Here is a 24,433-nt window from a genome sequence, read left to right on the forward strand (position 1 = left end):
GTACACCCAGCAAACTCATGAAATCTTTAGGCCGCCACGTACACTGGTTCGACTGGCCACTCCTCTACTGCTTCGCAGAGAGCGGCGCCGAAGTTCACGTAGGCACTCGAGACATCACCGTCATCGTAGAGCGACGAAAGACCGCAAGGACCACCATCGTGAACACTACCACCACGAAGGCAGAGACGGAAACCGCTTGTTGCGCCAGACGTATTCCAATAATAAGCACACCAGTAGGTAGTCTGGCTGCCTCCGACGGCCGTTGGAAAATTCTCCAGGTTGTCCATGGAGAGCATGGTCGCCCATCCTTCACCTTTTTTGATGGAGGTGCTGTAGGCCTTCATACCCGTCTCGTTGCCGATTGTCCATGTGCCATAGATAGATGGTGCCACGAGGTGGGTGACTGTCGTATCTTCGTTGACCCTTACGAACTCATCATCCATATGATACCAGAGATGACCGTAAGAGTTTTTAAGACCGAAGAAGGAGTTGACCTTGGCCGCATACCAGGTAGAGCCGTCATCGTTGAGTACATTGACGGTAGTCTCTCCGCAGCTATCGCCCAGGTCGAGACCGGCATCCATCGGGACGATCGGGCGGCAGCCGTTGTAGCTATTCCACGCACTCCAGTCTTTTTGTGTCACGCCAGGACCAAGACCACCCTGATAGAGTCCGTTTGCATCTCGCTTTGTGTTGACTGCCGCCTGTGCGTAGTGGGTGCCGAAGATAACCCCGAAGAGCGCAGCGGTCACGGCGAAGTGGCGCATCGAGGAACAGAGCCACCCCGTGCCGTTCTTTCTGGCCGCAGCTCGCCAGTACTCTGTGCTTTGGTTGCAGGCTGGCTTGCCGAGGAACGAGCGGTTGGTGTTGTCGAGGGTGGCATCGTTATTGCCACCTCTGTAGTCTGCGCCTGTATTAAGGAAGCTAACCAGACGACCTGTGCTGCGCTCTAAAGTGGCATGGCCAGAAGCAGAACGTGATCCGATAGGGATTGTGTAGTTATATTCACCTTTGATTGGAGTAAGTCCAACCTTCATATAGAACAAGCGGCCTACGGTCTTGAATACCAGATAGAACTTACGGTTCCATCCCCACTGGTAATGTCCCTCTGATCCGTCTAACTTTGCAGCCTCTCCTGTGGCATATTTGTGATGATCTTTGGAGTCGAGTTTTCGGCGGCTATGGTCATTCTTGACCAGGTAGCAACCGAGACCAAGCTGAATTGGCAGCTCTCTCAAGAGCTCAAGCGATCCCACATAGGTTGCTGCCTGAGGGGTTGCGTTGTCTAGATTCCAGACACGCCCGCACCAAAGATTCTGTCCCATATCTACAGCGTCTTTGAGCGACATCTGCTGTGCCGTGCCCGTCTTTCTATCGTAGACCTCAATCTGTTTGTCTGTCGAGGAAGTGTCGGCAGCAGGGAGGTCTGCCACCTGCTGCGCCCCGTCGAAGGCTGCGATGATAGCCTTGACCTTAGCCTCTTCTTCTGATGTTAATGCCATAATTAAACTGTATTTAATTGATTAAACAATGTGATTTAAATGATGCGTAATGATGAGCCCACCTTGCGTAGCTTTCCCGATGCCGACAGGCGAAGGCGTGGCTGGTGTATAGTGATGCTCACCTCTTGCCAAAGCGGTGTGTTGGCTGTGGGGATGACCCAGAACTTGGTCGTGCCCTCGCCCTTGACGATGAGGTTGCCGCTTGGGTCTGCCACCAGCGAGTCGCCCTCGGCACGCTGGAAGAGCACGCTCTGAGGGAGGTAGCTCGGTATGAGTTGGGCTGTGATGCGCTGTGCCACCTTGTTGCGTAGGCTTATCTCCGGGAGATAGGTCAGGTTCATACGCGATGGTGCGATGAAGCCTGTGGCTATCTGACCTGCCAATCCATCCATTTGTGCAATCTTGGCATCGGCTCGTTTGGCGGCAGCATCTGCCTCAGTAGCCTTTGTCTCAGCTAGAGCTGCTTGTGCTGCTGCAGCTGTAGCCTGCTCTTGTGCAGTATTGGCTGCACTCTGAGCGAGATTTGCTGCCTTGTTGGCATCGTCGGCTGCACTCTGTGCCTTGATGGTTGGTGTCTTATCGAGCCATCTGCGCCATTTGGTGTTTGTATCCGAAGGAGTTGTTGTGTTACCATCCTCCAGTGACGCATAGACTCCTGTAGATGTATGAACTATATCCCCTTCATCGTAGCCTCTAACAGTCTGTCCATCCTCTTCATATGAGTAGTCCGACTTCCAGGTACCTTGATCGGTGAAGGCGACATTACCAACAACAATGATATTTGTATTATCTGCCATATTTATTAAACTTTAATGACTAACTTGTTTCTGCGCTTGACAACATGTTCTGCGACATGGCTTCCGTAATCAATCATAAGTAACTTGTTACGATGCTGGCGGAATGACGGATACATAGCGCCGCCTCGAGCAATGACACCCGTATCGACATATTCATGCTTGGAGAGGTCCCATTGCCACCAGTTTCCGTTGCTTCCCATTTTGGGTGGATGATCGTTCATTTCCTTAGCGAGGTCGGTCTGCGTCTTTGAGTTGGTAATGGCGGCGGAGGTATCCTGCTGTCGCTTGGTTTCTGCCGTCTTGCGTGCCGTCTCGTTATTATTGCGAGTAGTTTCGGCGTTCTGACGTGCGGCTTCGTTGCTATTACGAGTACTTTCAGCCTTCACTCGGTCAGCTTCGCCATGCGTTACCTTGGTATAAGCCGCGGCAAGAGCTTCCAGGTCTGGGTCTATATCGGTATAGGCTACTACCTGAGACCACGTTTTGCCATTATCATAGCTCACCTCGATACCCATCGTGCCGCCACGAAACTGAGGGGTCTTTCCCTCGGCTACTACACCGAGATCTTCGCCACCTATCTCCCAATGGCCGTTGCCGTTGATTGCTGGCTTAATACCTGCGATCAGATAAGCCCTTGCGAACTCGGCAGGTATCTTAACCTGCGAGCCGTTAGCCACGTAGATCCAGAAGAAGTCGGTACTCACCACTAGGCGAGACGCCGTATTCAGCTGGCTGGCTACGTCGTTGATGTTTACTGCTGCCATAATACTATTCTGGTTTTATCTGCTTCATAACTCCTTCGCCTGCAGCCGGGGTAAGCAGTTGCTCGGCTACACGACTTATGATTTCCTTCTCGCTATCGTCAATCTCCACCTCGCCCTGCGTTTCGTAGAGTTTATGGGCGAGCACGGAGCAGGCTAATCCCTGCCCGCGCTCATAGATGACGTTAGCTATCTCCTTGCGCATATCCATTACTGCGCATTGTGTCTTACTGAGGTCAGTAAAGACCTCTACTCTTTCTAAATTAATTTTCATCTGTCTTTTCTTTTTTACATGACTCCGTATGCGAGCCATATTCCCTTGTTTAAAACTGCGTTCTTCGAAACGACCTGCCATCGTGGGCAATATACAAGAATACAAGAGCCGTATGCGCTGAAAAAATCTGTATCAAATCCACTCCTGGTGTAGCGTCTACCCTTGTTGTAGATGTAGGTCTCATACCTCTTTCCGCTCTTGTCGTAGCAGTACCCTGGCTTGACTTTAAAGGAGTAATCTCCGACCGCTTCTCTCGAAAGCATGACAAAGTGCCCCTCGTCGTACCATTGCATGTCTGGTAACGCGAATTCTACCCAATCACCGTTTTCGCTTGAGTCGCTTATGTAACTTACCACATTCTCGTCTCTGCTGATGGTGTAGGTCTTAGTTGTGATGATTTTCGTGTTGAGTGCAAATCCTTTGATGCAGCCTCCGAGAATTTGCAATGCCACGTTTCTGTCTGCGTTCTTTGCCGACAGCAACATTGCGATGTTCTGTCCGAGATTGCTGTACTCAAACCATCTGCTTTTGTTTTCGTTCTCGAATCGTGCCACGGCTCTCAGTCCACTCGATGCTGGAAGCAAGTTGCCTCCGATTCCTGCAAATGCTCCTGCGTTGTCGTTTCTAAGGATGATGTAGGCATCGTTGTTGAAGTTACTGTCGTTTGTCAGTCCATTTCCGCTGATGGTGAATCCTGCGATTTTACCACTGCTGATTGTAACGTTGTTGAAGATTCCGCTTGTTGCAGTAATCTTACCCGTAATATCCGCATCGGTCGTCTTGAACTTGCCGCCCCTAGTGATTGAAGTAGTAGCCTTGCTGCCTTCAGTACCGCCTATCCAGAACGCATAATCCGCATCATCCTTCACCCACCGGAACGAGCCAAAGATATTGTTGCCCTCTATCAGGTTGAACTGCTGGCCCTGAGCAAACTTCAGAACCGCATTCTTTCCCACGATAAGAGGACAATACATAGGACCGGCATCGCTCAGTTTTACCCATAGCTTATTGTTGTTAGAGCCAACTGCTGAAGGGTCGAAGGAACTGCCCGTAGCTGTATGCGTAACGTTACATTGGTAGACAGACCAGCCATCGTTAGCATTATTATCCTCGATGTAAATCAGGTCGATATACTTCTGTTCCAGGGTCAGGGCAGAATCATTATGATACGTTGCCCCGCTCTTCCATCCTTCGGAATTCCGGACGATACAACCGTTCTTACCCATCTTTCCGGCTTCGGCAAAGTTGGCTACCACAACAGGCTGGCTCCAATCATCCTGAACAGAGTCAGTACCATGTTTTCCTGCACGAACAGACTCCCAGATAAACCGGTTCGTAGACGATACAGTCAGCCGTTTTGCCGTCCATCCTCCCTGTAGGATACCATTTGTACGGTAAGGCTTGGCGGGCACTGCCGTATCGTTAGCGGTAGCGATGTAGGCGTGCTCCATAACGATGGACTCAGCCTGCATCGGCATCGCCTTGCTCCAGGTTATGTTGCCTGCAGCATCTACGGTTCCGTCGGTACGCCATAAACTCTCAGTAAGAGCTATCATCGATTGCCAGGCAAAGAGACCATAGTCGCCGTAGCTGTCTGTACCGCCATCCTTGAAATATCCAACGAAGAAATAATATTCTCCTGCATCAGGCATGGATAATTTAGCAACATAACTCTGACCATCGCCGCTTACTGCATAGGTATGCTCCGATCTGTTGATATATTCGCTATCTTCCTTTATCTGCCTGCCCTCGCTGTTGATAACCTCAGACGGCAGATAGAGACGAGAGATACATACCAGGTCCCAGTTGGTTTCAGAGTAAGACTTCAGCATTACTCTGAGATAGCTATCCCGGAAATGGTTGACAACCTTAATACGACGTATGCACTTGCCGTTGTTACCCAGAGAGGAAGGAGTCTTATAGAAAGTTTTCTTCTGCTTGATGCCATCTAACAGAATTTCGCTTTCTTCTGTTCCCCATGCGCTAGTAGTACTGCTGTTGTAGCGGTCGACAATCTCATCTGTTGTAATCTTACCACCCAGCACGATACTCTTACCGCCAGTAGCAGGAGCCTTCTTCGTCCAGCCGTGGCCAATATTATCCTGCGCTTTATCATATTCGGCAAGCGTTTTCAGGAAAGGAAGATCTGATGGTTCTGAAGCTGAAGACTGATAGCCTACGATAAGACCATCGCCATCCTTCGCTTTATAACCTCCGCATGAAAAGTTTATAACTTCGTCCCCATCCGTAAACCATGTGATTTTCATTATCCACAGCCACGGAGTTTCATCGTTTAAGGTAATTTCGCTAAAGTCTTTACTACCATAGTCTCTGAATAATGCCGGACTCAGGTTTACTTCAGAACTATTTCCAGCATAATACCAGGTTTCGATGCTTGAAATGCTCTTCGGGTAACGGTTGAAGAGCTTAGGTTCAGAGAAACTGCCATCCGCTCCTACCTCTCCCGTCTTGTATGCTACATATACATACTGCTTCTCCCGAGTCGGCTCCATCGGATCATCCTGCCACCCCATAGGCTGCAAAACGCCATTCCGACGATAAGGCTGTGTAATGAAATTCGATTCAGACTGATCAGAGAGATAATAGATATACTCATATCCATCACCATCTGCACCACAGGTGAGTATCGGAACGCTTTCTTTATCCAGCACATTTCCGGAAGCATCGTATAGAGCGAACACTACCTGACGGGCATCACTCTGCACAGATACCTCTGCGCCTATCTCTATGTCGGTATCAGGAGTATCAGTAGTTCCATGCTTCAGATGATACCCTGCCGGTAATTCTGTCAGCTTATATCTCTTGTCGTCGGATGATGTTGCCCATATATCGCATGAGATACTTTCTGTACTCATATTACCCTGATTGTCTATAATCACGCTATCGGCAGATGGTATCAGCTCGTAGATTACGGTATCAGACGATTTCAAAATGGTAAGCTCTCGGGTATACTCGTAGCTGGCTCCAGCATATTTGCCCACAACCGTGATATTCATCTTCGTAATCTGGTCAAGCGTATCGGCAGTAAGATTATCAGCATCAATGGTGATTATCTTTGCCTTGCCGTCAATGCTCATCGAAGTCTTTAAACCTGCTACACTAGAGATATTGAGCGAGGATATCGCCCATGGTTCGTTATGATACATGAGGGAAACCTTGGTCTTGATAGGGAAACCTATATACTTACCGGCTCTGGTATTCCATGCCACCGATGCACTCTCATTGCTCAGGTCGCACACCATAAAAGGAAGGCTGTCATGCTGAATGCGGATAGGCATCTGCACCGTTTTCGAGGTCTTTCCCTCCAGTTCTACGACGATGGTCACCATCGCATCCGACATTTTGCGCATAGCTGCGTAATCGAATTCGGTATCATCTGCAGTACCGGCAACACCATCCTTAATATTATTGATACCCTTGATAAAGACGGTAGAGTTCTTTACCTCTACATCGCAATCCTCGCTTATCACATGCAGGCGATAATGACCTTCAGTCACGTCCTCGCTGTTCGCATCTTCCTCAAGGAGAATATCCATACCCTTGCGTACAAAGACAGCCGTCGAGATACGGTACTGCTTGGTTGCCTTCCCCTCGTCCTGAGTATAGAGACCATTAATAACATTACCCATATCATCCACCGTGATGACACTCTGATACTGAGAGAGACTCACATCATAAGCCTTCGCCTCGTTCTTCAGATCATCAAGACCGAGGATATCACCCAGATACTCCACGTTGCCGCCGAAGTATACATTATCCTGCACGAAGATACCATTGCCTGAAGGGTGGATATACGATCCGTCTCTTCGCTGGATAGCAAGCCCCTCGAGCCATCCATAACGACATACGCGGTTCTGAGGATATATTTCCCAGTTGCATACGCCATCCAGAACCTCGATATAGCTGTTTCCCCTTGAGGAGAAATACATGCTGCTCTGGCGCTTGTCATCGACGAAACTACCATACTGAGCAAAATCCATATAGGCACAAGGATCCGGAGTCGCCTCCGAACGTTTACCATATTCGAACACGAACTTACCCTTCTCGCTAGTGATGATTTTCTTCACATAAAAGTAAGTAGTGAAAAAACCTTTATGCAGAACGAAATTGCAATCATCCAGCGCACCTTCAGTATTTTTATCCGCACCATGGACGTTATCTATATCGGCATAGATACCGCGGCAGATATCTCCCACCTGCAGAGATCCGTAATCGTTTCCCTCCAGATGAAGAGAGATGATGTGTTTCTTGGTATCTACACTCTCGATGGTTCCATAGCCGTTGGTATTCCATTGCTCCGCTTTGGTTACAGAGATTTCGTTGAAGACGAACTTAGGAGCAGAGATGAACTGACGGACGAACAGGCTGTTCATTTCTGCGTCACCATTATTATCGATACTTGCGCCGGAACCATAAGCTCCGGAAACGAAATTGTATGTCATGAAGGCATAGAGTTTCGCCAATCCCTTGGCAGATATCTGGCTCTTTCCATCTCCAAGCTGCAACCCTTTCAGCAGAGTTATCACATCCTCGAAGGTAATCTTACCTTTAGCCGTATCGTCTATATCCTTGCGAATGTATCTCTGTAAGACCTCTGCTTCTTCGTCAAGTTCTCCCGCCTTGTCGGCGTACTTTGCACGATCAGCTGTATTAGCCGTATTGGCGCGCATTGCCAGATCCGCAGACTCCGCCTTCTTAGCCTTACCGGCTCTAGCTGCATAATCAGCTTCAGACACATACTCACCTCCATAGCCAGCCGCTCCGGAACTATTGCCAGTTCCGGAATTTCCTTTGGGTTTAACTATGATTTTTGTTTCTATCATACGACTTTATAATATTGTTAGAATATAATTAGAATATCTCTTTAATCGTCATCTGAGCAGTGCCACTGGTTAGATTATAGCTGATACCTTGTACATGAAAGGTCTTGCCGATCGCAGGATGTCGATACAAATCGAATGGAGAAACATTACCGTGCTCATCCATCAGATTTTGTTCCATAACGACTCTTGGTTCATGCCATTCCTGCCAATAATCATTAACATAATGCTGTTCCGGCTTTGCCAGCTCACCGTTGCTACGATTATAAATACCCAGCAAACTCAACTCCGTAACAACATTCAGCGGTGCAGAAAGACTAATACCATTCTTTACACCAAGCGTCTTGCATTCTTCAGATGTCAAAGCGGTAGTAATTTTTATCTCGAGATCATCCTTGGTATTTACAAAATCTTCTTTCGTGTCACTCAGATATATCAGATCGTTCTCCGCGCCATCGCTGCCAACTTTTCCATGATCGCTTACAACCTTTATCTCAAGCTCTTCCAATAAGATGTCGCTCACATGGGAGAGAATCGGCTTCGTATTGCTCGACCACTTGGTATGCCGGAAGGCTGTAGGATGTCGCCGGGTAATCTCTTCCCACACACTGTTGACGGGGCCGAGGATAATGAACTTAACAGCACCATGTACCTTGTCGGTCATGCGAACCGGAATGGCGGTCCCATCCGCATCCACACTATCTGTATATCTCAGATTATTCTGTATGGAAAACTCCGTACCAATGATTTTATCCCCAATCTTAGGGTCGAAACCAACAGAAAAACTCTGCTGATAATATTCATCATCAGAAGAGCATTCCTCCCTGGTCTTATACTTCATCCAGACATAATCAGACAGCTGCCCGTTACCTGTCCCTGCCACCTTGTCGCTTCCTAGAAACTGCCCTGGACGTTTTTCGACTACGCATTTATCACCTATTATCAACATACACTGAATCACGCCGACCTTCGATAATTTGTCCGTACTGTCACCGAACGCACTATATTTGAATTCAAACTCCTGCGGACCTTCACCCGTAAATGGCATAAATCCACCATCATTCTTCTTATCCATAGCGTCATCTGACACTACCTCGTTTCTCCAGCTCTTCGTTTTCCAATATCTGCGCGTGTAATAGCGGCCGTCTCCGTTATTGCGACTTGGCACAGTCTGATGCCAGACATAAATCTCGTTAGGTTTGCCAATTATACCAGATACCCAAGGCTTATTTTTTAGGTTATAATAATTAGCAGTCATCCTCATTAGTGGATTCATTACCATTTTCCCTGAAATCACAATATAATTGGTTGTATTTCCGTCGCTTGGCGAGAACACACCGCCAACTTCATTGCCTACATATTCTGCGCATGGTATCGCCTCTAAGAGGTCCGAGTCATTAGGATAGAATTCGCTTTCTCCATCCTTGCCATTGCCATTTACGCTTATTACTAGATAATCGGTCATGGATATTTTTGACACGAGCGAATTGTCCTGTCCGCCACTCGTCTTCTTAACACTACCAACAGATAGCAGCATCGAGGCGCCTGGCACAGTTCCCAGATAGTTTACGGCATCCTGTTGATTTGAACCCTGGCATAAGTCCTTTACAAGATCTTTTTTCTTAGCTCCATAGAAGCGCCAGTCCTGACATTTCCTTACTTGGACATACCAATCGACCACCGAACCAGCATCATAACTAGTACCACCATGCCCCACCAGTTCGGAAAATCCATTATAGGCTCTTTTACCCTCACCATCGGAAGCATACTCTGTCATATACTTCTGCATGCCGAGAAACGCATTACACAACGCATCACTATCGAGTGGACTTTTGACGACATTCTCCATTTCTTTCACATCAGCTGTCAGCTTGAGTTGATTGTACGTCTCCGCTACGCTAATTTGCGTATCACAGTCTGCTACGATAGATGTAGTAATATCTAATATCTTAGGATCGATGAACAAATTATCGACACCCTTGAGATTATGCCACTGGTGAGATTTACCGCTCCTGATAGTCTCCCAGGAGAACAGATAGAGACTTAATCCATCCTGTCTTATATGGAGATTGAGATATCTCAGAATCTCAGTCAATACATCCTCCTGAGTCCAGACATCATCCTCCTCATCACCCAGAAAGAGAAGCTCCGAAATACTAATATCCTGTAGTATGGAATACTGTTTGTCCTTTTCCGCGGCCACATATTTGCTACCATCATAGTATAATGGCTTATCATGACCGCCGAGAATATCAATACCATCCATCACACCATTCAGTATATCCATCACGATATCATGGAAGGTACGCTGCTGCGCCTCTGCCTTTACCTTATTATATAGTACTAAAGGCGAACCGACATTCTTATATTTTGAATACTGAAGGGCTGAGAGTGCATCCACACAAGTCAGTTCTACTTCATCCTCACACTCATTATATCCCTGCGAGAAAGTCTGAGGCTCGATATATCCGGCAAATAGGCATTTTGTTCCCCGATAGATATTCACCACAGCATCCCTACATGACCCCGAGAAAAATTCTTTTATATAGTTCTTACAGAGCAAGCGGATAGAAGCCTGTGAACAGAGTAGATGGTCGAACGTATCATTCACCTGCGAGGTAATTTCCACTGGGTCATCAGAGAAGGTGATTCCACTACCATCGCCGCCTATCTCCACTTTCTCCGATCGGTCTCCTCGAATAAGAATATAAACGGAGATTTTCTCTTCTAGCCTGTTATAATAATAACCGTGTATATACATAACCTACTAATGCTTTTATAATAATGTTATAATACTATTATCTGATACGGATATTACTCCGCTTGCGATTACTTCTTGTCTCATTCGCTACAGAGCCTACAATATCTCTTCCCCGCAGGCGCAGGTTGATATCTATCGGTGTCTGGTCGTTCTCGACAAGGATACCCTGCAAGCGACTTGTAGAAGCCTTTACTCCCGGAGCAAATCCATCAGAGATTCCAGAACCAACCTGAGCAGCAGCTCCGTAGAGGGATGCGCCATTGGCGATTGCAAAAAGCCTAGCCTGCTGTGCTGCATTCAGGATCATCTCTCCCGAATTAACACGAACCAGGATATTATCACCGCTTTTCTGATTACCTCCAACAATACCACCTGTAGCAAACTTGCTTATCATACCAATAATGCTAGCCAACTGTGCTGCACCTGTAATACCGAAGGCAAGCCAGTCTATCCAGGTCTTGGTAGAGGTCATCGCTTGTGCGAAGGAAAGAACAATCTGACCTACAGCGGCCATCATTATACCAGCCTTGGCTGCCGCACTGTCGGAACCAAGTTGCTGCATGGCGCTTCCAAGCGCTGCACAGCTCTCTCCGGCTACTGCAAGTCCTTTGGCTGTAGAATTAGAGATTCCATTAATGGTATGCAGCTGCTGCTGGACGTTCTGAAAACTCGAGAGATCGATATTACCGAGAGATTGCAATTTCCCCAGATCTTCTAGTCCTTCAACTTTAATCTCTATTGGTTTTAGCTTGAGATGGTCAATTTGCCCATCTATATCCGATAATATATCTTCAGCCTTTTTCTTAACCTCGATATCAGGAACACTTTCGATACCTAGCCTTACCTTCAGCATTCCTAGCTCCCTTTGCTTTCCTTCCATGATCTTCTGAAGACTCTTGGCGGCAGCTTCATCAGCCGAAGCATTGATTTTCTTCTGCAATTCCCTAATTTCCTCCTCATAGAAATCAATACTACCCTCTAGAGCCTTCTCCTTCACTTCCGGCTTCGTTGTAGTTGTCGCTCCGCCTTTTGTTGTATTGCCGGAAGATGATGGTGGAGGAGTCGAACTATACCCGGCAGTATGCTTGAAGCTTATTTTCTGTCCATTCTTGACGATGGACTCCATTTGCTTTTTCACATTCTGCTGCCGACGGTAAAGCGAAGTCATCTTTCTGTTAGCATCATCAAGCTGGCTAGTACCCTCGATTTCAACCCTTTGCTTAATAGGAATAATCTTGCCGTCACCAGCATCTATCTGACCTACTGTCTTGGTTTTAGTTTTATTTTTCTTGCTATATTTCTTCAGCTTCCCGTTTTCATCATATTTAATATCGTGCTGCTGCTTGATCAGGTCTGCTGCCTGGTTAGCAAGTTCCCTCAATCTAATCTCATTGATCATCTGGTTACAGTACGCCTCAGAATTTGCGGTAAGAGCCTGATACCATTGTGATACGGTCGAATAATAGCCCATGACCTCCCCATACTTGCTATTCATCTGCTGCACCAGAGTCTTCTCCTGTTCCTTGCTACCCTTGAAATCTTTGAGCTTGGCGATATTCAGCGACATTTCACTACGTACGGATGATATCTGCTGAGCAGTTTGCTCGTGCGCCTGCTTAGCCTTCTCTTCTGCTTGCGATAGGTTATCCACACTACTTGCTGCCTGGTCATTGCTAGCAGACAGATGATTAATCACTTCTGTAAGAGCAGCAATAGCTATTCCAACACCAGCTGTTATATATAAGCTTCTAATTGCTAGTCTTAAGGTTTCAGCGCTTACAGCTGCACCTGTAAAAGCAGCAGACGCCACCTTACAGATAGGACTAAACATAGCTACAATCGCAGAAGTAACCTTGGACGTAACTCCAAGATTAGTAATAGTTCTAGTCAGAGTCCAAGCTGCATTGGTAGTAATAATCAGCTGAGACGCAAAATTTGCGTACGGAAGAGTATTACCAATACTTCCCTGTATTACGTCTGTGAATTCACCAAGTTTATTGTTCAGAAGTTGAATCTTAGCGCTTCCTGTACTACCCATGATATCAAAGGACTTGCTAACCGTTCCTGCGCTGTTTTGCATTTCTGTAGCATTACTTCTGAATTTATCTGCCAGATTACCTACCAAAGGAGTGATAGCACGAAGGCTTTCCGCACTACCGAAAAGTTTGCCGTAGATTTCCTGTTCCAACATACCGCTCGATGCAGAGAATCGCTTTACGTCTGCACTAAGAGACTCAAGGAATTGTTGCATTCCACCAGCCGCCTTAATAGCCGCTGCATCAAACTGAATACCCATTTGCTGGGCCATTTCTGTAGCTTCGCTCGAAGGTTTAATAAGAGCCGTAAAAATAGCGGCAAGCTGAGTACTAACCTCTGCGGTATTTCCACTTACGTTGGTAAGAGTAGCGAATGAAGCCATCAGCTCATCTATCGACACTCCTAACGTCGAAGCTTGAGCCGTAACACGCGGCAAGGCTTGCGCCATCTGTTCGAACGAGGTAACACCGTTCTTTGCGGTTAACTGTATCTTGTCCTGTATCTCTCCAGCATCACTCCATTCCAGTCCGTAATTCTTGATAATGTTAGAAGTAACCTTTACCACTTCTCCTAGATTGGCAATACCTCCCACAGAGGATTTTGCCGAAGAACGGAGATAATCAATCCAGTTGTCTTCCGGAACTCCATTCGAGATAACCTGATAAAGACCGCCTGCAAGTTCATCACGCGCAATTGGTATTTCCTCGGCAAGTTCTGCTACCTGTTGCTTCATTGCCGCAAATTCCTTTCCGCTCTTACCAGCCATGGTATTAGCCGCAGCCATGGCCGCTCCAAAAGTCCGGCTTTCCGCTGTAACCTGATTAAGGTCACCCACCATCTGCTGGAAGGCATCAGTAACATTTCTCCACGCCTCCGTAATCTGATTGGTATTAATAAGCTTACCCTTCAAATCTTCTGTGGCTTCATTGACACTATTCACCACGTGTCTCAGGTTATCTACAGCAGTTGTGGCAACAACCACTCTATCTTTACCGTCTATATTGAGCCGAATGTTAAATTTTACCTCATTAGCCATTTTTGCGATATTTAATTTGGATTATTGCGTCTTTTTTATTATATTTGCAGCGTGTTTAAAATAAAACGAAAATTATGAAATACGAAGTAAAACCCAACACAACAAGAACCGCTATTGGTTTGATTTCCGTACTGAGCTTTCTGTTCGGTATGTATTTTTGCGACTTAGCCATGAGACATGGTTCGCCTTCATGGTTAGCAGAAGCCATGGTTTGGTGTCTCGCTGTCTTTTTCGTATCTCTTCTACTTTGGGGATTCATGACAATAAAAGACGACAATATCTAAGCTAATGTAATCCAGCCCTCTTTGCTGCTATCTTGTATCTTTTCATGATTTCCTCACGACTGAGTTCCTCTTTCGCTTCTGGAATCTCAGTCTGCACTTCCTTATCCCAGGCAAACTGCATAATATCTCTAGCCTTGAGCTTATCCTTCGAGTAGGGTTGCAGGATGCACAGGCATTGCATTCTTACCCGTTCCCACTTGCCACGTTCCGCAGCATCTACAGCATCATGCCAAGCTTCATACGCTGCATAGTATTCAGATGGGGTGCATCGGCAAAAGTCATCCATGCTCATCCCCATACACCCCATAGCTATACCCAGAAGATGTTCCACATCCACCGGATCATCATTGCCCGATTCGGAATTTACTGTTCCTTCTCGCTTTTTTTTTCATTCGCTTCAGCTATTGCGGAATTCCACTTAGCCATATCTGCCGGAGACACTAAGTCGCAGAACATCGTGAAGTCAATGGAGAATTCAATGTTATCGGCTCGGCAGGCGCTCGATACGCAGCACCACATAAGCGTTAACAGTTCTTCCATATCCTCCCAGTTCATCTGACTGACATCCTTACCGACAGTGCGTTTGAACTGGAGCATCGCTCCCATAGTGAGGCGACAAGGAAACTCCATGTCACCAACTTTAATCATGATTTTATTCATCCGTTTCAGATTCTAAAGACGTTTCACTTACGGCCGAAACCGGGGATTCGTCATTCCCGGCATCATCGGTATTCAGTCATTCGGTTGCTGTCCCCTGCAAGCCTGCGCCGATTTTTTCAACCTTACCACAATTCTCAAGCTGTACACTGTACTTCGCATCCTCACCAGCCTGCGCATCGAGATCGAGCGAGGTAATGATGTATTTACCCTTGTACTGTCCGGCAGTCTTGCCTTCACGGCCATCACCTTCTCGAGCAGAATAGGTTCCCTCGACAGGAGTTCCTGCCAGCTGGAGATCCTTCAGCTGATCATAGGTAGGCATTTCTGCATTACTACCCGTCAGCACGACACCATCAGCGCTGATACTCTCAGAGAAGCTCTTTACATACTTCTCCTTCCACTTGCCTGCGGAAGCTTCCTTTGTTACACGCTCGCCAGTCTCTGTGCTGGTTGTAATCTTGCACCCGGTACTGTAACCCAATGCCTTACCCCCAACTGAAAGAATAAGGTCTGTTCCGTCTAATACGTTACCCATATTTTTTTCTGATTAAATAGATTAAAAACAAGCAGGTCATAATACCTGCGATAATAAAAAACAAATCCAGGCAAACGCCGTTAGGAGGCTTTTTCTGCTCCGTTCTATTATTATTGCTGTACGACATTTCCATCTGTCTGCTAAGCAGACTTACCTGGTTTCGTAAGGAGTCTCGCTCACTCTCATACCGAAGGCACAGCTGCTGCAAGCTGTCACACGATGCCTCTACGATGATCGTTGGCATTTCGCCACCGTCATTCGGCTGTACGTACGCCTTCACGTTAGCACGGCCATGCTTACCATTATAGCTTGCGCCCTGCGGCAGAGAGAGAAGATTATTCATCGGAATGCTCAACCGAACCGTGTCGCTCGCTATCGGCTGGGACCACATCGCCATTGTCTTCACCTGGCTTACCATCTGACTCAGACTTTGGCTTGCACTGTCGGCGCTTTGTACGCTTTGCACCAGGTTCTGTTCCTTCCTGGTCGTCTTCGTCGTGGCGCAGCTCACCACTGACAGGGCAGCTAGCACGATGAGGACAAAGCTGAATAGCCTCAATAGCCCGCGTGAGCCTATTAAGTGCATAGCGGGTGCGGGCGTTCTCCTTGTTGAGTTCCTCGATAGCCTTTGCATTATCTTCTGCTGCATCATTCAGTTCTTTTTGTTTTGCCAGGAGCTCCTTGCTCACGTCGCCATACATCTCCTTGAAGGTGTCATGTATGCGCTTCGCCTGCTCAGCCTCCTTCACCTTTCGATTGGCTATCCAGGCGATGGCAGTACCAATGCCGCCCGGTAGGATAGCCCACTGCAGTATGTTTAGTATGATGTCTGTCATCGCCTTTCAAACCTTTCTTAACCTAATAAACTATCAACTATTACTGAAAAAATCTACACTTGCCTGATACCTAACGAGCGAAGCCATTCCTGGACATCAAAAGACGGGCAGGCTTTCCTTGGATTCAACTCGTTATGTCCAACAATACGGATTTGAGGGAAGCGGTTGTGGAAGTTTCTCACATAATCGGCAAGAGCCTTCTTCTGCTCCAGGGTGCGGGTGTCGAGCGGTTTACCGTTGTACTTGCTCACACCTCCTGCATAGACAACATGCCGGCTCACGGCATTATAGCCAGCAGCACCATTGGTAATCTCCCATGGGTCCACCTCCGCATCCTCGTTGTTATCCACCAGGCGCTCTATGCTGCCATCCAGATGCACAAGATCAGTATAGCCCACCTGCTTCCATCCTCTGCCGCCCTTGGCTGGAGGGTCGCAGTGCCAGTGCCGGATGTCGGCGGCTGTCACCTCCCGACCTTCCGGCGTAGCAGTGCAGTGGATTACCAGATATTTCATTTTTGCCATCGGTTAACCTGCGTTATAGCCTGAACGGATTACGCCGCCAGCGTCTTCCTTCATAGGCAGACAGATGAAATAATGACGGTATGAGATGAGATTGCGCTGCTGCTGTGGATCGTTCTCTGCGGCGCTATAATACATCTTGGTGCTACCTGTAGCCTTGAACACACGAGGCACGTAGAATGCGAATGAGCATTGGAACTCGCCAGCCTTAGGCACTGCACCCAGCGCATTTTTCTTGCCTGTGATGCTATAGGTAGGGTTGGCGCCGAACTCGTAGATATCGAAACCGTACAACTTACCGACCTTGCCGTCATTGCGGTCAACGTTGTACTGCTCCTTGAAAGTCTGCTCCGTCTCGAGCAGGTCGTTCACGTGATCAGTACAGAGCACAAGTCGGCGGTTGGTTGGAGGAACACCCAGTTCATCAAGCTTTCGCTTCAGATTCACCAGATCGTTCATACAGAGCTTAACTCGCTTGGTCACAGGATCCACGGCGCCAGACGTTACCAATACAGGAGTCTTGGCGGTGTCCTCATTGGCACAGAGCGCATGGGCAGCCTTGGCATACTTGGTGTCATTGATTGCGTTGGCGCAACTCTCCTTGACACGAGCCATCTTGGGGTAACTCAGTGCATACAATTCGTCGTCGGTAACAGGAACAACCTTTGTCTGGAATTTATCGAGAGAGAAGGTCTTGTCTCCATCCTCGAGTTCCTGGACTTCGATAGGATATGTCTTGTTATTAACCAGCACCTGAGGGTCCGCACCGACATCCACCATATGAATTACATCATTATCCACGACAGAACTCTGGTCTGGCACGCCTACAAGCCAAGAAGCATCCAGGTAGGCACGCAGAGCCCTGATAAGCTCTCCAGTCCATACTTCTTTAAGAACGCCTGCGTAAGCAGACCCCTTTGGCATAAACGTTCCTGCTGCGATAGCAACAAGGGAGGCAACAGCTGCACCCCAGAATGGATTATATCCCAACAAGAGTGCAATGAGAGCACCCATAATTGCATTGAACAACAATGCGGAAAACACTTTAATCAATTTATTCATAATTATAAAATATTTTTATGTTACCTTGAAATTAAGCTGGTTCGAATCCGTACTCAGCCTTGTAGAGGCGAACGAACTCATCAGGATGATTGTCGTGCAGATCCATCATTTTGCCGGATGGAACGGCACTCAGCTTCTCGTACTTGGAGAAGTCTGTTTCCTCTGCCACGATTTGACCAGTATCGGTACGGTGCAACTGTGCGGAGAGCTTACCCTGTGGCTGCATAGCCGACAAGGTCAACTTCAATGTGTCAATACCTACCTTTTTGCCAAGCTCGACAAAATGGTTCTTCATACTGGCATCGATACGCTTCTCGCTTACGGCCTGATCCACGGCGGCTGTAATACCGGCAAGAGCAAGCGCCTCCTGCGCCGCCTTCAACTCGTCAACCTGCTTCTGGAGTGCTGCTGCACCCTCGGCCTTCAACTTCAACTCACTAACCTTCTGCAAGACGGTAGCTTCGTCAGCTGTTTCGCTAAGCCCCAGCTGAAGGGCTAAAGTTTTCAATTCCATTTCTACTTCTTTTTTAAGAGGATTAATATTACTATTTAACAAAGGCAGGAAAGTACTTCCGTTCTCTTCGCCTTTCATCAACGGCAACTGTTCTCCATCCGGAGAGTATAACACGATGGCGTTATCATTGCCACCGATATCAACGGCACTCACCTCGAAGAGGCGGCTCTTGGTAATTGTCTGCGCAGTCTGTCCTTCCAGCACAAGACTCTTATCATCGGAAGTCTCCAAAATCTGCAAGTTGGCGCTTACCATGCGCATCGACCCGAACTCATACTGTTTCTTCAGTCGCTGGCTCAGCTCAGTGGCTCCGTCAAACTCGATTTCTCCAGTCAGCTCTCCGTTTTCCACCTTCAGGTTCTTCACCAGCCCGACTACACCTTGACTGCGGTCATGCATATACAGTAATACAGGATTGCGCTCGTACTGTGTCAGGTCAATACCTGATGTAATGATGCGCGTACCATAGCAGTTCACGCTCTCATCGCTAATTCTAACTTTCTTTCCCATTTGCGATTCGTTTTTGAATTTCGACTGCAATATTACGAACTTTCCACGAACCCTCCAAAAAACGCTGCAATCGTTTCATAAAGGTATGCAATTATTTCATACTTTTTTGGCAGACTCCCTAAAAAATGCCAATTTTGCAGTGGGTTTCAACATAGCCCGCCATTTTATTCACATTAAAACACAGTTATAACATGACAAAAGCAGAATTAGAAAAGAAGAAAAAGCTCGCCAGAACATTATATATGGCAGGCAAGGATCAGAACGAGATAGCAGACCAGATAGACATCTCCCGTCAGACTCTCTCTAAATGGGCCAACCAGGAAGGATGGAAGGAGCAGCGGGCTGCCACAAGCGTGACCCGCCCGGAGCTGGTAAACAAGCTGCTCCATAGCATCGACACCCTCATTACCGATGTCAATGCTTCCGGTGACGCTGCGAAGATTGCCGGACTGGGTGACAAGCTGGCTAAAATGTCAGCCGTTATAGAGAAGCTTGACAAGAAGGCTAACGTAGTAGATGCCATCGAGGTATTTATGGCATTCAGCAAATGGATGCAGTTCCGGGCACAGAATGATCCGAATATCACACCGGAACTCCTCAAGACATTTAATTATTACCAGGATCTCTTCATCTCCGACAAGATGCAGAACGGTTTTTCCTGCGATCTTTAATACATATATATAATGGCAACACTAGCAGAAAAGAAAAAGGCCATAGAGGAATGGAAGGAGCACTGCAAGCAGATTGCGGCGCTCACAGATACATCGCTCATGGCTCCAGAAGGCAAGAGCGAGAAGGAAGCTCGCATCCACAGGCTACAGCAGAACTATGCTGCTTTCTGCGAGTATTACTTTCCTCACTTCCTGCAACTCAAGGACAAGACTACCGGAAAGGTGATCCGTACTATCCACAATGCGCCATTCCACAACCAGGCGGCAAGCAAGGTCAAGCGCACCGCTAACCTGAAGGCTGTATTCATGTGGCCGCGCGGTCATGCCAAGAGTACCCACATGGATGTATTCACCCCCTTGTGGCTCATGTTCCAGCCGCTACGCCTGATAAACTTCATGGTAGTAGTCGGCAAGAGTGAAGATGCCGCCTGCCGCCTCCTTGGTGATATCCAGGCAGAACTGGAGTACAACGATCGCCTCAAGCGTGACTTCGGAGAACAGAAGCCTGCCGGAGGAGACTGGACCGACGGAGAATTCAAGGCGAACTGCGGTGTCAAGTTCCTGGCATGCGGTCGCGGTCAGAGTCCCCGAGGTCTCCGTGATAGGGAAGCCCGCCCTGATTACATCGTCATCGATGACCTTGATGACGATGAGCTCTGCAAGAACGAAAAACGAGTTCGTGAACTTACATCCTGGGTAAAGTCTGCCCTCTTCGGTTCTCTCGATGTAGGCCGCGGCCGTTTCATCATGGTCGGCAACCTGATTTCCAAGAACTCCGTACTCTATAACATCGCCAATACCAAAGGTGTTTTCTTGAGTAAGGTGTATGCCGTAGATAAGAACGGAGAACCGACATGGAAGGAGAAATGGACACGGGAGGAGGTAGATGCTTACCGGGAATTCGTTGGTTACAGGGATTGGAATAAGGAGATGATGCATAACCCTATCATCGACGGTTCTATCTTCCGTCACGAATGGATCAAGTATAAGCGTATGCCTAAACTCACCAAGTATGATGCCCTGGTCTGCTATACAGACCCATCCTGGAAATCCACGACAGCCAACGACTACAAGGCATGCAGGCTCTGGGGTAAGCTGGGCAGCGAACTTCACCTGATAGACTGCTTCGTGCGCCAGGCCACCACCGGAGAGATGGTAAGGTGGCAATATAACCTCTATGAAAGGGCCATGGAGCAGGGAACCAGTATCCAGTTTTATATGGAAGCAAACCTGATGCAGGATACAGCTCTCGACGAATTCTACAAAGAGGGAGAGCTTCGGGGTTATCAGCTTCCGATATCTGCTGATAACCGGAAAAAGCCCGATAAGCTACAACGTATCGAGAGTGTCGCCCCTTTATGGGAACGAGGTCTGGTGTTCTACAATGAGAACCTTAAAGACTCAGAGGATATGCAGGTGGGAATCGAGCAGACGCTGGCTCTGGAACATGGAAGCAGGGCACACGATGACGCTCCTGATGCTGACGAAGGAGCCATCTTCATCCTTCAGCGACAAGGACGCGTCGATGCTTTTAAGCCACGCATAGGCAAGCGGAGATCTCCTAAAAATGGTTGGTAATTAAAAAGTATTTTATATGTTTATTACTCAAGAAGATTTCAAGGTGGTGGCTTCTGAAGCCGCACTCAAGGTCATCACCCAGGCAGACGACGCTAACGCCGACAATGCCATTCAGGAAGCGGTGGAAGAGATAGCAGGCTATCTCCGTCCTAAATATGACTGCGACAAGGTCTTCTCCGCCATAGGAAATGACCGCAACCGACAGATAGTGATGTATGCAGCGGATATTGCTCTCTATAATATGATTGCAGCACAACCGCAGAGAATGGGCAGCGATGTGCGCAAGGAACGCTACGAGCGTGCCATCAAGTGGCTAGAAGGGGTTGCGGCTGGAAAAATAGTTCCGGACCTGCCTGTAGCCACAGACGAGGCTACAGGTGAGGCTAACACTAATGGCGTTAAGTGGGGAAACGGACCAAACCGTCACTCCTGGTAATCCGTATTCAAGTTTAATATTCAAAAAATAAAGCAAGATGAATCTATTTGACAAGACATTACAGGGCATCTACGACATCCGGCGTGCCGTCAAGGGTGAGCCACGGCTGCTGCATACCAAGTTCGGCGACATCATCCTCGCCGACAAGACAACCCGCAGAAATGCCCAGCATATCATATCCAAGCTTCAGCGCACCACCGAAGCTCTTACCAAGAGTGATATCCAGAAATGGCGCAAGGCTTGGCAGCAGGCTATCAGCATAGAGAGTCCAAACAGACAGATGCTCTACGATATCTACAGAGATACCGCCACGGATGCCCATGTTACCGGATGTATTGGCCAGCGCACAGGCTTCGTCCTTTCCAAGTCTTTTAACATCGAAGACAAAAGCGGCAAGCCTTGTGATGAACTCAAGCATTATTTCGACCAGGAATGGTTCTACGAACTCTGCCGCCTCATTCTTGATTCTATCTATTACGGGCATTCCCTGATAGAACTGGGAGATATCAGGAAGGATGGAGACGGATGTCCCTGCTACTCGGAAGTAAAGCTTATCGACCGTAAATTCGTAATTCCGGAACATCATCGTGTAGTTACAGACCTCGGACAGGATTGGACTACGGGAATAGACTATAGGGAGCCGGAATGGTACAACAACCTTATCGAGGCAGGAAAGCCCGACGACCTCGGTCTCTATCTCAAGGCTGCACTCCACGCCATCCCGAAAAAGAACGTTCTCGCAGCATGGGATGTCTTCAGCGAGGTTTTCGGAATGCCTATGCGAGTAGCCAAGACTGCTTCCAGAGATAAGGCAGACCAGCAGCGCATCGAAGAAATGCTCAAGGGCATGGATATCGCTCCATGGGCATTATTCCCCGAAGGAACGGATATTCAAATCATCGAAAGCACCAAGAGCGATGCGTTCAACGTCTATGACAAGCGTGTGGACCGTTCCAACAGCGAAATCTCCAAGCTTATCATTGGGCAAACTATGACTATCGAGGATGGCAGCTCCTTATCCCAGAGTCAGACTCACCTCAAAGTGTTTGAAAACCTGGTCGAGAGCGATGCGAAGATGCTGGCAAGCATTATCAATAATCAGCTCATACCCCGCATGATCCGTCACGGATATCCGCTTAAAGGCTATCATTTTTCATGGGATGAAAGCGTTGATTATACACCGGAACAGCAGATGGAATACGAGAAAATGATCTCCGACCGTTACGAAGTAGATCCTAAGTATTTCGCAGACAAATACAACATGCCTGTAGGAGAACGCATACAGCAGCCTGGACTGCAACTCTCCAGACCTTTTTTCGACTAAGCCCCGATGACTACAAGGGGCTGCACAGCCGATACGAAGCCATCATTGGCAAAATGAATATTCAACTCACATCAGCCGACGAAAAAAAACTGAGATACCAGGAAATATCCTCCCGTTTCGACAAGCTGATGAAAGCGCTCTTCCGTCAGCACGGCGCGCACCTGGATATCAATATCCTGTCAAGCAACGAGGCCATGGATTTTATACAGGAACATACCGATATCCTGGATTCCAGTTTCGAGAAGGTGGAAATGACCGACAAAATGCGCGAGCGGTTAACCCGTTCCAACTATATCTTCTCCGGCATGAAAACCTTCCACGAGCTTAACGAGGCATTCCCTAGCTTGCTTGATGAGAATGGAGATAGAAAACCGTTCGAACGCTTTTTGAATGATGTACGAAAGATTAACGAGACTTACAACAGGAACTATCTTCGGGCAGAATACGGCTTCGTGCAGTCTTCTGCTACCATGGCTGCCAAATGGGAACGCTTTGCCGAGGATGGTGACGAATACTATCTCCAGTACAGAACAGCCCATGATGACAAGGTACGACCGGAGCATGCTGCTCTCGATAGAGTAACACTACCGATGAGTGACCCTTTCTGGGAGAGCTACTACCCTCCAAATGGATGGAACTGCCGCTGTACGGTGGTCCAGGTTCTCAAATGGAAGTATGATGCCACACCTCATGGTGAAGCGATGGACAGAGGAAAAGAAGCCTTAGACGGAGAGCGCTTTAATATTTTCCGGTTCAATAGCGGAAAGCAGGGTAAGGCGGTTCCTGACTACAATCCTTACACCATCAAGAAGTGTAATAGCTGCGATGTAGCGAAAGGCAAGAACGTCAATCTGGCACTTCCGCACAATCAGTTGTGCGAAGCATGCAGAAGGCTGCACAAATGCGCTATGGACGCTGAGGCATCACGGCTCTGTACCGAGAAGAAAGGTTATATAAAAGAGTCCACCAACTTCACAAAGTCTTCCAATTCCTTGCAAACAGGAAAGTATTTTCAGACTAGAGACTCTCTAGAACTTGGTCTCAAGCATGCCCGTACGATAGAAGAAATCAACGCCTTCAAGTGGATAGCTAGCCATCTGGACCAACTCTCTTTCATACGTTTCAGCCCACTAGGAGAAGTAAAGGATATGACATCCGAAAAAGACATCAAGAATGTAGAGAAGAAGAGAAAAAGAGGCGCCACTGGTTACAATGAGTACGAGATACATATTGACGGCGAAGTCTGGAAGCTGAAAACAGAAATAAGGAAAAATAGTAGGGAAACACTCTACATAGCATTCAAAAAGAAATAACCCCAGCGTTTCCTGCGGTCCTTCACATGGGCCATTAGGAAACACCAGGGTTATCCGGATGCAAAGATACAACAAATATTTTAAACTAGCAAGAAAATGAGAAAAAAAATCAAAATGGCGAGTGTCATCACGACACCCGCCATTTTCTTTGTAAATATGAAAAACATTTCTAATATTAGA

Annotated in this window: 20 protein-coding genes; 6 read left to right on the top strand and 14 right to left on the bottom strand. The window is 47.6% G+C overall.

Going from position 1 to position 24,433, the window contains the following annotated elements:
- Positions 1-26 precede the first annotated feature (26 nt).
- The 7 genes from F7D47_RS03160 to F7D47_RS03190 form a co-directional block, all read right to left on the bottom strand.
- Positions 27-1,502, bottom strand: a complete 1,476-nt coding sequence (locus tag F7D47_RS03160; RefSeq protein WP_153084867.1) for a hypothetical protein — start codon at positions 1,500-1,502, stop codon at positions 27-29.
- Positions 1,503-1,537: 35 nt separating this feature from the next.
- The gene (locus F7D47_RS03165) at positions 1,538-2,299 is read right to left on the bottom strand and encodes a hypothetical protein (RefSeq protein WP_153084868.1); all 762 of its coding nucleotides are present in this window, start codon (positions 2,297-2,299) and stop codon (positions 1,538-1,540) included.
- Between the two features lie 5 nt (positions 2,300-2,304).
- The gene (locus tag F7D47_RS03170; protein ID WP_153084869.1) at positions 2,305-3,063 is read right to left on the bottom strand and encodes a hypothetical protein; all 759 of its coding nucleotides are present in this window, start codon (positions 3,061-3,063) and stop codon (positions 2,305-2,307) included.
- Positions 3,064-3,067: 4 nt separating this feature from the next.
- Positions 3,068-3,334, bottom strand: a complete 267-nt coding sequence (locus F7D47_RS03175) for a hypothetical protein (RefSeq protein WP_119228513.1) — start codon at positions 3,332-3,334, stop codon at positions 3,068-3,070.
- Positions 3,335-3,348: 14 nt separating this feature from the next.
- Positions 3,349-8,178 (bottom strand): hypothetical protein, encoded by a 4,830-nt coding sequence (locus F7D47_RS03180; protein WP_153084870.1) that lies wholly within the window; start codon positions 8,176-8,178, stop codon positions 3,349-3,351.
- A gap of 28 nt (positions 8,179-8,206) precedes the next feature.
- On the bottom strand, positions 8,207-10,852 hold the full coding sequence (locus tag F7D47_RS03185; protein WP_228113352.1) for a hypothetical protein: 2,646 nt from the start codon (positions 10,850-10,852) through the stop codon (positions 8,207-8,209).
- A 121-nt stretch (positions 10,853-10,973) separates the two neighbouring features.
- Positions 10,974-14,009: a phage tail tape measure protein gene (locus F7D47_RS03190; RefSeq protein WP_153084872.1), complete on the bottom strand. Its 3,036-nt coding sequence runs from the start codon at positions 14,007-14,009 to the stop codon at positions 10,974-10,976.
- 74 nt (positions 14,010-14,083) lie between these two features.
- Here F7D47_RS03190 and F7D47_RS03195 point away from each other — a divergent pair, with 74 nt between their 5' ends.
- Positions 14,084-14,293: a hypothetical protein gene (locus F7D47_RS03195; RefSeq protein WP_119235724.1), complete on the top strand. Its 210-nt coding sequence runs from the start codon at positions 14,084-14,086 to the stop codon at positions 14,291-14,293.
- A 1-nt stretch (position 14,294) separates the two neighbouring features.
- Here the strand turns inward: F7D47_RS03195 and F7D47_RS03200 are convergent, their stop codons facing one another.
- The 7 genes from F7D47_RS03200 to F7D47_RS03230 form a co-directional block, all read right to left on the bottom strand.
- On the bottom strand, positions 14,295-14,624 hold the full coding sequence (locus tag F7D47_RS03200; RefSeq protein WP_153084873.1) for a hypothetical protein: 330 nt from the start codon (positions 14,622-14,624) through the stop codon (positions 14,295-14,297).
- 32 nt (positions 14,625-14,656) lie between these two features.
- Positions 14,657-14,941 carry a hypothetical protein gene (locus F7D47_RS03205; RefSeq protein ID WP_153098431.1) on the bottom strand — a complete coding sequence of 95 codons (285 nt, stop codon included), beginning with the start codon at positions 14,939-14,941 and terminating at the stop codon, positions 14,657-14,659.
- A gap of 88 nt (positions 14,942-15,029) precedes the next feature.
- Positions 15,030-15,488 (bottom strand): phage tail tube protein, encoded by a 459-nt coding sequence (locus tag F7D47_RS03210; protein WP_153084875.1) that lies wholly within the window; start codon positions 15,486-15,488, stop codon positions 15,030-15,032.
- A gap of 335 nt (positions 15,489-15,823) precedes the next feature.
- Positions 15,824-16,324 (bottom strand): hypothetical protein, encoded by a 501-nt coding sequence (locus tag F7D47_RS03215; protein WP_119235719.1) that lies wholly within the window; start codon positions 16,322-16,324, stop codon positions 15,824-15,826.
- Positions 16,325-16,377: 53 nt separating this feature from the next.
- Positions 16,378-16,848 carry an N-acetylmuramoyl-L-alanine amidase gene (locus F7D47_RS03220; protein WP_153084877.1) on the bottom strand — a complete coding sequence of 157 codons (471 nt, stop codon included), beginning with the start codon at positions 16,846-16,848 and terminating at the stop codon, positions 16,378-16,380.
- A gap of 3 nt (positions 16,849-16,851) precedes the next feature.
- A complete protein-coding gene (locus tag F7D47_RS03225) occupies positions 16,852-17,769 on the bottom strand; it encodes a phage major capsid protein (protein ID WP_437181616.1) in 918 nt (305 codons plus the stop codon).
- A 169-nt stretch (positions 17,770-17,938) separates the two neighbouring features.
- A complete protein-coding gene (locus F7D47_RS03230; protein ID WP_153084879.1) occupies positions 17,939-18,931 on the bottom strand; it encodes a phage protease in 993 nt (330 codons plus the stop codon).
- Between the two features lie 191 nt (positions 18,932-19,122).
- Between F7D47_RS03230 and F7D47_RS03235 the strand changes: the two genes are divergently transcribed.
- Genes F7D47_RS03235 through F7D47_RS03255 form a run of 5 tightly spaced genes read left to right on the top strand, consistent with a single transcriptional unit; the run spans position 19,123 to position 24,253 of the window.
- Complete coding sequence (locus tag F7D47_RS03235; RefSeq protein ID WP_153084880.1) at positions 19,123-19,602, top strand: terminase gpP N-terminus-related DNA-binding protein; 480 nt, start codon at positions 19,123-19,125, stop codon at positions 19,600-19,602.
- A 12-nt stretch (positions 19,603-19,614) separates the two neighbouring features.
- On the top strand, positions 19,615-21,180 hold the full coding sequence (locus tag F7D47_RS03240; protein ID WP_153084881.1) for a hypothetical protein: 1,566 nt from the start codon (positions 19,615-19,617) through the stop codon (positions 21,178-21,180).
- Positions 21,181-21,196: 16 nt separating this feature from the next.
- Complete coding sequence (locus tag F7D47_RS03245; protein WP_119235716.1) at positions 21,197-21,616, top strand: phage protein Gp36 family protein; 420 nt, start codon at positions 21,197-21,199, stop codon at positions 21,614-21,616.
- Between the two features lie 37 nt (positions 21,617-21,653).
- Positions 21,654-22,940, top strand: a complete 1,287-nt coding sequence (locus F7D47_RS03250; RefSeq protein WP_119235715.1) for a phage portal protein family protein — start codon at positions 21,654-21,656, stop codon at positions 22,938-22,940.
- 53 nt (positions 22,941-22,993) lie between these two features.
- The gene (locus tag F7D47_RS03255; protein WP_153084882.1) at positions 22,994-24,253 is read left to right on the top strand and encodes a phage head morphogenesis protein; all 1,260 of its coding nucleotides are present in this window, start codon (positions 22,994-22,996) and stop codon (positions 24,251-24,253) included.
- Positions 24,254-24,433: the final 180 nt, after the last annotated feature.

Source organism: Segatella copri (assembly GCF_009494835.1).
In the GTDB taxonomy this organism is placed as follows: domain Bacteria; phylum Bacteroidota; class Bacteroidia; order Bacteroidales; family Bacteroidaceae; genus Prevotella; species Prevotella copri_F.